5 protein-coding genes are annotated in these 12699 nt (G+C 61.1%); 3 read left to right on the plus strand and 2 right to left on the minus strand.

Annotated features, from left to right (window positions below):
- Positions 1-77: 77 nt before the first annotated feature.
- Together HNP46_RS14500 and HNP46_RS14505 are read right to left on the minus strand one after the other, a co-directional pair.
- On the minus strand, positions 78-6920 hold the full coding sequence (locus HNP46_RS14500) for a YadA-like family protein (RefSeq protein ID WP_184590044.1): 6843 nt from the start codon (positions 6918-6920) through the stop codon (positions 78-80).
- Between the two features lie 545 nt (positions 6921-7465).
- Positions 7466-8335: a hypothetical protein gene (locus tag HNP46_RS14505; protein WP_184590046.1), complete on the minus strand. Its 870-nt coding sequence runs from the start codon at positions 8333-8335 to the stop codon at positions 7466-7468.
- 442 nt (positions 8336-8777) lie between these two features.
- Between HNP46_RS14505 and HNP46_RS14510 the strand changes: the two genes are divergently transcribed.
- From HNP46_RS14510 to HNP46_RS14520, 3 genes are read left to right on the plus strand one after another with little or no spacing between them, the layout of a single operon-like run.
- Positions 8778-10136 (plus strand): glutamine synthetase family protein, encoded by a 1359-nt coding sequence (locus HNP46_RS14510; protein ID WP_184590048.1) that lies wholly within the window; start codon positions 8778-8780, stop codon positions 10134-10136.
- A 41-nt stretch (positions 10137-10177) separates the two neighbouring features.
- A complete protein-coding gene (locus HNP46_RS14515; RefSeq protein ID WP_184590050.1) occupies positions 10178-11263 on the plus strand; it encodes a polyamine ABC transporter substrate-binding protein in 1086 nt (361 codons plus the stop codon).
- Between the two features lie 14 nt (positions 11264-11277).
- Positions 11278-12573 carry an NAD(P)/FAD-dependent oxidoreductase gene (locus tag HNP46_RS14520; protein WP_184590052.1) on the plus strand — a complete coding sequence of 432 codons (1296 nt, stop codon included), beginning with the start codon at positions 11278-11280 and terminating at the stop codon, positions 12571-12573.
- Positions 12574-12699: the final 126 nt, after the last annotated feature.

The raw sequence follows: 12699 nt of genomic DNA on the forward strand, positions 1-12699 counted from the left end.
CCTGGTGCAGGACACCAGGGCGTTTTCATTGCAGGGCCGCTGCGCTGATCGCCAGCAGGCTGGCAATCAGTTGCGGATCACCAGTTGTAGCCCACCGAGCCACCCGCGGAGAACTTGCCTTGGGTATCGGTGCTGCCGCCAAGCTTGGTGGTCCACTTGCCGTCGTTGGAAACATGCGACACACCCACCGAGACCGCCGACTGGCCATTGAAGGTGCCCACGCCCACGGCTGTGGTGCTGCCGCCGTTGATCATCGGCTGGGGCAGGCTGGCGATGGCGATGGCGCCGGCAATCCCCGCGCTGAGTTCATCGCCCTGCTGGTCGATGTCGCGCTTGAGGCTGTTCAGACGGCTGTCCGTGGCGCTGGCCATGGCGTCCAGGGCATCCGAAACCTGGCCCAGGTTGACCGCATCGGTACGCTGGGTTCCGGCGGCCACGTGGGTGATCTGGCGCTCGGCGCCGGCATTGCCCACGGCCACGCTGTTGTCGCGTTCGGCCACCGAGTTGGCGCCCACGGCCACCGAGTTCTTGCCCTTGGCCTGGGCTCCCGTGCCGATCGCGGTGCTGTTGGCCCCGCTGGCCTGGGCACCGGCACCACCGGCCACGGCATTCTCACCGGTCGCCTTGGGCTTGGGCAGGTTCTGGCTGTTCTTCACCTGGAACATGCCATCGGTGCCGTTCTGCACATTGGCCACGTCGCTCTCCACCTTGGTGACTCGCTCGGTGACCTCGGTGACGCTGCCCCCCATCTGGCCGATCATGCCGTCGACCTTGCTGTCGGTGTATGCCTTGGTCTCTGCCACCGCACCGTCGAGCTGGCGCAGGTTGACCGCATCGGTCGCCGCGCGGCCATCGGCGAGGTTGCTGATGGTGCGGGTCTGGCTGGTCTCGGCGTTGCCGACGGACAGCGTACCGGCAGACGCGTTGTCCGCGCCCGAGTACTTGCCGGCGTAGCTTTCCGCACCACGACCATTGTCACTGGCACCCTGCCCCAGGGCGACGCTGCCGTCGGCCGAAGCCTGTGCGCCTTCGCCCACGGCGACCGCTGCAACGCCACTGGCAACGGCATTGGCACCGATCGCAATGGAGTCCGCACCGCTGGCGACCGAGTCGGCCTTGACGGAGTTGGCATGGAAGTACTTGACGCCTCCGCCGTTGACGATGCTGGTCACGCTGCCTTCCAGGTTGGTCACACGGCTGTCGATGACCGCGACCTGCTGATTGGTCTCGAACAGTTGCGCACCGTTGACTGCATCCAGGCTTTCGGCGCTCAGTTCGCCGGCCTTGACGTTGGTCAACTGAACGGCCTTGCCGGCGCTTCCCAGGCTGACCCTGTCGTGGGCCAGGGAGTCGTACATCACCGCATCGCCCATCAGTTCAGACATGCCGTTGATGGTGGTGTTGATGGCATTGATCGACGTGGAGTTGTCCGCCACGCGGCTATCGATGTTGCTCAAGGCATCGCCGACGTTGCTGATGGTGGTGGTCGAACCATCGACGTTGGTCACCGTGTAGCTGGGCGCGGAAATCGAGCCATCTTCGTTGACCAACGAACCGCCGCCCATGGCGTTGGCGATGGATTCGCTCACGCCGAACAGTTGGCCGCCATTGATGGCGTCCTGGCTGTCCCTGGCGACAGTGCCGTTCGCCACATTGACCAGCTTGCGTGCACCGTCGGTGCCCGCGAAATCGACGGCCGCGCCATCGGTGTCCTTGCCTACAGTGAGGTTTTCGCCCACGGCAGACTGCTGCACCAGACCGATGCTGCCGCTGTTGATGTTGTTGGTGATGGTTGAGATATCGCCTTCGACAGTGGTGACTCGGCTATCGAGGACGCTGATATTGCCCTCGTTAACCGTTACACGATTGTCCAGGACACTGATGTCGCCTTCGTTGACGGTGACGCGATTGTCCAGGCTGCTGATATCGCCTTCGTTGATCGTCACGCGGTTGTCGAGGCTGGAAATCGAGGTGGTGTTCTGCTCCACCTGTTGATTGGTCGCGAACAGCTGCGAACCATTCACCGCATCCTGGCTGTCTTCTGCCAGGGTACCGGCCGCTACGTTGACCAGTTGGCGCGCACCATCAGTGCCCGCGAAATCGACGGCCGCGCCATCGGTGTCCTTGCCCACGGTGAGGTTCTCACCTGCCGCGGACTGCTGCACCAGACCGATACTGCCGGTGTTGATGTTGTTGGTGATGGTGGAAATATCGCCTTCGACAGTGGTGACTCGGCTATCGAGGACGCTGATATTGCCCTCGTTAACCGTTACACGATTGTCCAGGACACTGATGTCGCCTTCGTTGACGGTGACGCGATTGTCCAGGCTGCTGATATCACCTTCATTGATCGTCACACGGTTATCGAGGCTGGAAATCGAGGTGGTGTTGTTGGCGATTTCAGTGGTGTTCTGCTCGACCTGCTGATTGGTCGCGAACAGCTGCGAACCATTCACCGCATCCTGGCTGTCTTCTGCCAGGGTACCGGCCGCTACATTGACCAGCTTGCGTGCACCGTTGGTGCCGGCGAAGTCGACGGCCGCGCCATCGGTGTCCTTGCCCACGGTGAGGTTTTCACCGGCAGCGGACTGCTGCACCAGACCAATGCTGCCGCTATTGATGTTGTTGGTGAGGTTGGAGATATCACCTTCAACGTTGGTAACGCGGTTGTCGAGGACGCTGATATCGCCTTCGTTGACCGTCACGCGATTGTCCAGATTGGAAATCGACGTGGTGTTGTTGGAGATATCGGTAGTGTTCTGGAACGTACGGCTATCGATGTTGCTCAAGGCATCGCCGACGTTGTTGATGGTGGTGGTCGAACCATCGGCATTGGTCACGGTGTAGCTGGGCGCGGAAATCGAGCCATCTTCGTTGACCAACGAACCGCCGCCCATGGCGTTGGCGATGGATTCACTCACGCCGAACAGTTGGCCGCCATTGATGGCGTCCTGGCTGTCCCTGGCGACAGTGCCGTTCGCCACATTGATCAGCTTGCGTGCGCCGTCGGTGCCCGCGAAGTCGACGGCCGCGCCATCGGTGTCCTTGCCTACAGTGAGGTTTTCGCCCACGGCAGACTGCTGCACCAGACCGATGCTGCCGGTGTTGATGTTATTGGTGATGGTGGAGATATCACCTTCGACAGTGGTGACTCGGCTATCGAGGACGCTGATATTGCCCTCGTTAACCGTTACACGGCTGTCCAGGACGCTGATGTTGCCTTCGTTGACGGTGACGCGATTGTCTAGGCTGCTGATATCGCCTTCGTTGATCGTCACGCGGTTGTCGAGGCTGGAAATCGAGGTGGTGTTCTGCTCCACCTGCTGGTTGGTCGCGTACAGCTGCGCACCGTTCACCGCCTCCTGGCTGTCTTCTGCCAGGTTTCCGGCCGCTACATTGACCAGCTTGCGTGCACCGTCGGTGCCCGCGAAGTCGACGGCTGCACCATCGGTGTCCTTGCCCACGGTGAGGTTTTCACCGGCAGCGAGCTGCTGCACCAGACCGATACTGCCGCTGTTGATGTTGTTGGTGAGGTTGGAGATATCACCTTCAACGTTGGTAACGCGGTTGTCGAGGACGCTGATATCGCCTTCGTTGACCGTCACGCGATTGTCCAGATTGGAAATCGACGTGGTGTTGTTGGAGATATCGGTGGTGTTCTGGAACGTACGGCTATCGATGTTGCTCAACACATCGCCGACGTTGTTGATGGTCGTGGTCGAACCATCGACGTTGGTCACCGTGTAGCTGGGCGCGGAAATAGAGCCATCTTCGTTGACCAACGAACCGCCGCCCATGGCGTTGGCGATGGATTCGCTCACGCCGAACAGTTGGCCGCCATTGATGGCGTCCTGGCTGTCTTTGGCGACAGTGCCGTTTGCCACATTGATCAGCTTGCGTGCACCTTCGGTGCCGGCGAAGTCGACAGCCGCGCCATCGGTGTCCTTACCCACGGTCAGATTTTCGCCCACGGCAGACTGCTGCACCAGGCCGATGCTGCCGCTATTGATGTTGTTGGTGAGGCTGGAGATATCGCCTTCAACGCTGGTAACGCGGTTGTCGAGGACGTTGATATTGCCTTCGTTAACGGTGACGCGATTGTCCAGGCTGCTGATATCGCCTTCGTTGATCGTCACGCGGTTGTCGAGGCTGGAAATCGAGGTGGTGTTTTGCTCCACCTGCTGGTTGGTCGCGAACAGCTGCGAACCGTTCACCGCATCCTGGCTGTCTTCTGCCAGGGTTCCGGCCGCTACATTGACCAGCTTGCGTGCACCTTCGGTGCCGGCGAAGTCGACAGCCGCGCCATCGGTGTCCTTACCCACGGTCAGATTTTCGCCCACGGCAGACTGCTGCACCAGACCGATGCTGCCGCTATTGATGTTGTTGGTGAGGTTGGAGATATCACCTTCAACGCTGGTAACGCGGTTGTCGAGGACGCTGATATTGCCTTCGTTAACCGTTACCCGATTGTCCAGAACACTGATATCGCCTTCGTTGACCGTCACGCGATTGTCCAGATTGGAAATCGACGTGGTGTTGTTGGAGATATCGGTGGTGTTCTGGAACGTACGGCTATCGATGTTGCTCAACGCATCGCCGACGTTGTTGATGGTGGTGGTCGAACCATCGACGTTGGTCACCGTGTAGCTGGGCGCGGAAATAGAGCCGTCTTCGTTGACCAACGAACCGCCGCCCATGGCGTTGGCGATGGATTCGCTCACGCCGAACAGCTGGCCGCCATTGATGGCGTCTTGGCTGTCCTTGGCGACAGTGCCGTTTGCCACATTGATCAGCTTGCGTGCACCGTCGGTGCCGGCGAAGTCGACAGCCACGCCATCAGTGTCCTTGCCTACAGTGAGGTTTTCGCCCACGGCAGACTGCTGCACCAGACCGATGCTGCCGCTATTGATGTTGTTGGTGAGGTTGGAGATATCACCTTCAACGCTGGTAACGCGGTTGTCGAGGACGCTGATATTGCCTTCGTTGACCGTCACGCGGTTGTCGAGGTTGGAGATTGACGTGGTGTTGTTAGCGATGTTGGTGGTGTTCTGTTCCACCTGCTGATTGGTTGCGAACAGCTGCGAACCATTCACGGCGTCGCTGCTTTCGGCAGAAAGCTCACCAGCTTCAACGTTGGTCAACCGGACCGGCGTACCAACACTGCCGAAGGAAACCTTGTCGTGATCCGCCGAGTCGTAACTCACCGCGTCGGCGAGTACGCCACCCATGTTGTTGATGGTGGTGTTGATCGAAGAAATATCGCCTTCATTGATCGTCACACGATTATCCAGGTTGGAAATCGACGTGGTGTTGTTGGCGATGTTGGTGGTGTTCTGTTCCACCTGTTGATTGGTCGCGAACAGCTGCGAGCCATTCACCGCATCCTGGCTGTCTTCTGCCAGGGTACCGGCCGCTACATTGACCAGCTTGCGTGCACCGTCGGTGCCCGCGAAGTCGACGGCTGCGCCATCGGTGTCCTTGCCCACGGTGAGGTTTTCACCGGCAGCGAGCTGCTGCACCAGACCAATGCTGCCGCTATTGATGTTGTTGGTGATAGTGGAGATATCGCCTTCGACGTTGGTAACGCGGTTGTCGAGGACGTTGATATCGCCTTCGTTGACCGTCACGCGGTTATCCAGATTGGAAATCGACGTGGTGTTGTTGGCGATATCGGTGGTGTTCTGTTCCACCTGTTGATTGGTTGCGAACAGCTGAGAACCATTCACCGCATCCTGGCTATCTTCTGCCAGGGTACCGGCCGCTACATTGACCAGCTTGCGTGCACCGTCAGTACCCGCGAAATCGACGGCCGCGCCATCGGTGTCCTTGCCCACGGTGAGGTTTTCACCGGCAGCAGACTGCTGCACCAGACCGATGGTGCCGCTATTCAAATTGGATATCAGATAGCTGATATCGGAGGTGTTCTGTACGGTACGCGCATCAATACTGATAGCGCGACCATCGATATTGATGATGTCCGAGGAGTTGCGCGCAACTTGAGCATCGATGGTGGCAATATTGATTTCATTAGTGGTGACTCGGGTATTCAAACCACCCAGGGCAGCATCGACCTTGTCGAAGCCACTGCCGACGTCGGCGGCAGCACCGGTGTTACCACCAATGAGATTTGCATTCCCCAGAACGAAGCTTGGAGCGTTGATGGTGCCATCTGCTCTCACGTGAGCTCCACCGCCCAATGCTTCGGTGACCCCCTTCAGCTGGCCGACGTTTACCGCGTCGGAATCTTGAGTGCCCTTGGCCAACTGGATGATCTGGCGCTGTTGACTGGAACTACCCACAGAAAGGCTGTTATCCCGGTCGGAAACCGATTTAGCCCCCAACGCGACGCTGTTCACTCCGGTAGCCGCAGAAAGCGCTCCCAATGCAACCGCACCCAGGGAGCTGGCAGATGCCGATTCGCCCATCGCTACTGTCGAGTTGGCCGATGCACTCGCGTTAGAGCCTGCAGCAACTGAAGTGATGCCCTCGGCCTTGGCATCGGTACCAAGCGATAGCGCCCCTGAAGCGGTGGCTCGTGAGCGAATGCCAAAGGAAACTTGATCCCAGTCCCCTGCCGCTACGCCGCCCAGCGACGTCCCTGTACCAGCACCGCCGGCAATAGAGGCAGCGCCCATGGCGAATGCGTTAATACCGCTGGCTACGGCACAGGGCTGACTCGTCACGTTATTGTTAATCGCAATCGAGCCGTTACCGCTGGCAGTGGAGCAGGTTCCCAGTACTACAGCGTTGGTACCAGTAGCAGCTGCAGACGCCTCGCCAGCGGAAGTTGCTCCTGCAACCAGACCCAGAGCGATGATTACGCGTCGAATCGACTTCTTCTTCATGCCTTTGGCAACTTCCGAAGCGACCACCCATTGTCCTCGCGCCGCGCTCCAGACGATTTGATAGCTCTTGTTCATGGATAGTCCTTGCTGGCCTTCACGCCAGTCATTGCTGAGTTGATTCGAGCGAGTCGCTCGGGTACTGAACGGAAAGGTGGGCGCAGGACAGGAGAGCTAGCGCACAAGCAAATGCTCGCAAGTGCGCCGCTGCGGGAGAGGTTGTATTTCTGCTCGACTTGCCAACAAGACAACTGCCTGAATGCATGGCTGCCGCTCCTCCATATCACTGAGCCACCGCGACGACTGATGAACACGCCGCTGGTTTGGCCTGATGCTAAGGAGGAGGTCAAAAGGTCGAAGTCGTAGACGCCTGAAGGGTATGTAGTACTTTTCTCTGCTAAAGAATTTTCAAGAAAAATCGAAAACTCGACCTACGGAGAGAAATCCGAAGTGATAAATCACAAGTCGAAAAAAGACTTCTGCGCTGACTCACCGACAACTTGGTAGGCAGTAAAGAAATCTTTCAGTAAAAAGCCGGGGCTTGCCTGATCAATTACTTACAACCAGGCCCCGGCTTGCTGCTGAAGTACAACTAAGGGATTGTCAGTCGGAACGATCGCCGACTAATACTTCTTAACTGCCAATGGGGATTTGCTGATCTTCGCCAGATCGACCATATGAAGGCCGTAGTCCGCGCCAAGCAATTGGCCCTTGCCGTACCAGAGCTGACCATTGTTCATCAGCATCAAGCCATCGCTAGTGGACAGCTCATATCGCAGCCCAGTATCTGTGGTAAACGCCAATTGGCTGTAATCCAGCTTGAGCAGGGTGTAGCGGGTATCTTCAGGGGGCAGCAACTGGTTCATACGCCGCAGATAATCCGGCGCTAGTTCGCGGAACATACCCTGCGCCTGGCTGCGGTATTGCTCCTCCGTCAGGCCGGGCGTGGCGGACAGGCGGGCAGCGATGATCGCGAAGATGTCGGCGTTGGCCCGTGCCTGGCCGACCTTCTGCGACAGCAGCCGGCCCAGCACGGCCTGGTCGACGACCTGCTCGGCCTTGGCATTCTTGTCGGCACTGGCGGGCTGGCTGCGCATCACATCGCCCGGATTGAGCGGGGTCAGCCCGGCAGTCGCCTGCGCAGCGGCGCAAGCGGTCAGTTGACCGGCGCGGTCGCCATTGACCAGCAGTGCAATCGCATCCTTGCCATCGCGCGACAGCGCCTTGGCGTCGATGCCGAGCTGGGTCAGTTTTGCATCGGCCTGCTGCTGGCTCACCTGGCCCGCCCCCAGCGCGCAGAGCTGGCTGATCAGCACGGGGATACGCTTGCCGTTGAAGGTCGGCGACAGATCCCGTACCGCATCCTGGATCAGTGGCAAGGCAGGAACACTGACCCAGCCACGGGTCGCCGCAGGCGAAGTGGAAACGCCCTGGGGACCACAGCCTGCAAGGACAAGGATTACAGCCGGGAGCGCAAGATGCTTGATGTTCATGGGGCCACCTGAAGAGGGAAGGAGCCACGCCAAGGGGACAGCCCTCAGCGCTTTGGGGGCGATTCTAGAAATCACCCCCCACTTCCCGCGGTCCTTGAACTCTCAACTGTGTGTAGGAATTCTCTTGTTGAAAATTCCATTGGCAGGCATTTTCCGAACGAATTTGAGCAGGCTCCATTGCTCTTATTGAGACTTTTCCTTCAGATAAAGCGCGATTCGAACCGGACGAATCCTCATCAGGTTGTCCTCCATTCACTGGATCACTCACCTGATATCGGATCCTCCAGGCCCAGGAGCTCAGGTGCAGCCTGCTCGGCCCCGGCGCGCACACCTGCGCAAAATGGATAGAAACGCCCCGCCCTGCCCGCTGAAACTAGCCTCGCCTGGCAGCCCTGTGCTGCACGTGCACCCATTACAAATTCAAAAAACGTCCGAGGCTTGTATGACCACCCCCGCCGAGCAACTGGAGCAACGGCTGAAGCAACAGAAAATCACCGAAGTCGAATGCGTGGTGAGCGATCTCACCGGCATCGCCCGCGGCAAGATTTCCCCCACCAACAAGTTCCTCGGCGAAGGGGGCATGCGACTCCCCGAAAGTGTCCTGCTGCAGACCGTCACCGGCGATTTCGTCGACGACGACATCTACTACGACCTGCTCGACGAAGCGGACATCGACATGGTCTGCAAGCCCGATCCGGACGCTATCTACCTGGTGCCCTGGGCGCTGGAGCCGACCGCGATGGTCATCCACGACACCTTCGACAAGGTCGGCAACCCCATCGAACTGTCGCCGCGCAACGTCTTGAAGCGCGTGCTCAAGCTCTACGCCGACAAGGGCTGGAGCCCGGTGGTGGCGCCGGAGATGGAGTTCTACCTGACCAAGCGCAGCAGCGACCCGGACTTCCCGCTGGAAGCCCCCGTCGGTCGCTCGGGCCGCCCGGAAAGCGGCCGGCAGAGCTTCTCCATCGATGCCGCCAACGAATTCGACCCGCTGTTCGAAGACGTCTACGACTGGTGCGAACTGCAGGGCCTGGACCTGGATACGCTGATCCACGAGGACGGCCCGGCGCAGATGGAAATCAACTTCCGTCACGGCGACGCGCTGAGCCTGGCGGACCAGATCATCGTGTTCAAGCGCACCATGCGCGAAGCCGCGCTCAAGCATGACGTCAGCGCCACCTTCATGGCCAAGCCGATCACCGACGAGCCCGGCAGCGCCATGCACATCCACCAGAGCGTGCTGGACATCGCCACCGGCCAGAACATCTTCGCCGACGAGAACGGCGGCATGAGCCAGCTGTTCCTGCACTACATCGGTGGCCTGCAGAAGTACATCCCGAAAGTGCTGCCGATGTTCGCGCCCAACGTGAACTCCTTCCGCCGCTTCCTGCCGGATACTTCCGCGCCGGTGAACGTCGAGTGGGGCGAAGAGAACCGCACCGTGGGCCTGCGCGTCCCCGCCGCGCCGCCGGCCGCCATGCGCGTGGAGAACCGCCTGCCGGGCGCCGATGCCAACCCCTACCTGGCGCTGGCTGCCAGCCTGCTCTGTGGCTACCTGGGCATGATCGAGCAGATCAACCCCAGCGCCGCCGTCCAGGGTCGTGCCTACGAGCGCCGCAACCTGCGCCTGCCGATCACCATCGAGGACGCGCTGCAGCAGATGGAAGACTGCGCCGTGCTCAAGGAATTCCTCGGCGAGAAATTCGTCCAGGGCTACGTGGCGGTGAAGCGCACCGAGCACGAGAACTTCAAGCGGGTGATCAGCTCCTGGGAGCGCGAGTTCCTCCTGCTGAGCGTCTGATTCCGCGTCACCGACTTCACAACAACAATTCGGGAGTCCCCATGAGACTGCTGCGCACCCTTGCGCCCTTCGCCCTGGCAGCCATCGCCTCGGCCGCACACGCTGCACCGACGGTCAGCATCTACAACTGGACCGACTACATCGCCCCGGACACCCTCGCCGGTTTCCAGAAGACCACCGGGATCAAGCCGGTCTACGACGTCTTCGACTCCAACGAGACCCTGGAAGGCAAGCTGCTGGCCGGCCGTTCGGGTTACGACGTGGTGGTGCCCTCCAACCACTTCCTGACCCGCCAGGTGCAGGCCGGCGTGTTCCTCGAACTCGACCGCAGCAAGCTGCCGAACTGGAAGCACCTGGACCCGACGCTGCTCAAGCTGCTGGAGCAGAACGATCCGGGCAACAAGCACTCGGTGCCCTACCTGTGGGGCACCAACGGCATCGGCTACAACGTGGCGAAGGTCAAGCAGGTGCTGGGCGTCGACAGGATCGACTCCTGGGCGGTGCTGTTCGAGCCGGAGAACATCAAGAAGCTCCAGGCGTGCGGCGTGGCCTTCATGGACTCGCCCGACGAGATGATCCCCTCGGTGCTCAACTACCTGGGCCTGGATCCCAACAGCACCAACCCGGCGGACTATCCCAAGGCCGAGGCGAAGCTGGTGGCGGTGCGCCCGTACGTCACCTACTTCCACTCGTCCAAGTACATCTCGGACCTGGCCAACGGCAATATCTGCGTGGCCTTCGGCTACTCCGGCGACGTGTTCCAGGCTGCTGCCCGGGCCAAGGAAGCCAAGAACGGCATCGAGATCGCCTACAGCATTCCCAAGGAAGGCGCGAACCTGTGGTTCGACCTGATGGCCATCCCGTCCGATGCCGGCCATCCGGAGCAGGCCCTGGCGTTCATCAACTACGTTCTCGATCCGAAGGTGATCGCCGGTATCAGCGAATACGTCGGCTACCCCAGCGCCAACGCTGACGCCAAGACCCTGCTGCCCGAGGAGATGCAGAACAACCCCGAGGTCTACCCGAGCCAGGCCGTGCTCGACAAGCTGTACATCGCCAAGGCGCCGCCGCCCAAGATCATGCGCCTGATGACCCGCAGCTGGAGCAAGATCAAGTTCAACCAATGACGCGAGAAAGACCCATGAAGCAGACCGCCGAACACGCCGCGTCCTACTACGCCGCCACCGCCCGCGACCGCCAGCAGTACCCTTCCCTCGCGGGCGATGTGCACGCGGACGTCTGCGTGATCGGCGGCGGCTTCACCGGCGTCAACGCCGCCCTGGAGCTGGCCCGGCGCGGCCACTCCGTGGTGCTGCTGGAGGCCCGGCGCATCGGCTGGGGCGCCAGCGGGCGCAACGGCGGGCAGTTGATCCGCGGCATCGGCCACGACGTCAGCGGCTTCGCCAAGTACGTCGGTGAAGACGGCGTGCGCTACCTGGAGCAGGCCGGTGTCGATTCGGTGGCCCTGGTCGCCGGGCGCATCGCCGAACTGGGTATCGAGTGCGACCTGCGCTGGGGCTTCTGCGAGCTGGCCAACACCCCGGCGCAGTACGCCGCCATGGTCCGCGAGCAGGAGTCGCTGAGCACGTCGGACTACCCGCATGAAACCCGGCTGGTGCCGCCCGAGCGCATCCGCGAAGTGGTCGCCAGCGACTGCTACGCCGGTGGGCATATCGACATGGGCTCGGGTCACCTGCACCCGCTGGACCTGGTGAAGGGCGAGGCCCGTACGGCCCAGGGCTTCGGCGCGCAGATCTTCGAGCAGAGCCCGGTGCTGCGTATCGAGCATGGCCCAACGGCTGTCGTGCACTGCGCCCAGGGGCGCGTGCTGGCGAAGAACCTGGTGCTGGGCTGCAACGCGCACCTGGAGGAACTGGAGCCCAGGCTCACCGGCAAGGTGCTGCCCGCCGGCAGCTACGTAGTAGCTACCGAGCCGCTTTCCGAGGAACTGGCGGCGCAGCTGATCCCGCAGAACATGGCGCTATGCGACCAGAAGGTGGGGCTGGACTACTACCGCCTGACTGCCGACCGCCGCCTGCTGTTCGGCGGCGCCTGCCACTACTCCGGGCGCGACCCGGCGGACATCGGCGCCTACATGCAGCCGAAGGTGCTCAAGGTGTTCCCGCAGCTTGAGCAGGTGAAGCTGGACTACCAGTGGGGCGGCATGATCGGCATCACCGCCAATCGCTTCCCCCAGGTCGGCCGGCTGAAGAACCACCCGAACGTGTATTTCGCCCAGGGCTATTCCGGCCACGGGCTGAACGTCACGCACTGGTCGGCCAAGCTGCTGGCCGAGGCCATCCACCAGGGCGAGAGCAAGGGACTGGACCTGTTCAGCGCCGTACCGCACCTGACCTTCCCCGGCGGCAAGCTGCTGCGCTCGCCGCTGCTGGCGCTGGGCATGGCGTGGTATCGGGTGCGCGAGCTGCTCGGCTGATTGGCGTACGGCCCGGAATCGGCGTCGCCGGAAGGCAATCGCGGACAGAGTCCGCTCCTACGCACACGGGAGGCACGGGTCACGCAATGCCTCCGTAGGAGCGGACTCCGTCCGCGATGATTGGCC

The organism is Pseudomonas nitroreducens (assembly GCF_014204515.1).
Taxonomy (GTDB): domain Bacteria; phylum Pseudomonadota; class Gammaproteobacteria; order Pseudomonadales; family Pseudomonadaceae; genus Pseudomonas; species Pseudomonas nitritireducens_A.

What these genes read in the sequence shown, in the direction of transcription:
- HNP46_RS14500 (WP_184590044.1), bottom strand. Translation starts at nt 6,920, where the DNA reads ATGAACAAGAGCTATCAAATCGTCTGGAGCGCGGCGCGAGGACAATGG.
- HNP46_RS14515 (WP_184590050.1), top strand. Translation starts at nt 10,178, where the DNA reads ATGAGACTGCTGCGCACCCTTGCGCCCTTCGCCCTGGCAGCCATCGCC.
- HNP46_RS14520 (WP_184590052.1), top strand. Translation starts at nt 11,278, where the DNA reads ATGAAGCAGACCGCCGAACACGCCGCGTCCTACTACGCCGCCACCGCC.
- HNP46_RS14505 (WP_184590046.1), bottom strand. Translation starts at nt 8,335, where the DNA reads ATGAACATCAAGCATCTTGCGCTCCCGGCTGTAATCCTTGTCCTTGCA.
- HNP46_RS14510 (WP_184590048.1), top strand. Translation starts at nt 8,778, where the DNA reads ATGACCACCCCCGCCGAGCAACTGGAGCAACGGCTGAAGCAACAGAAA.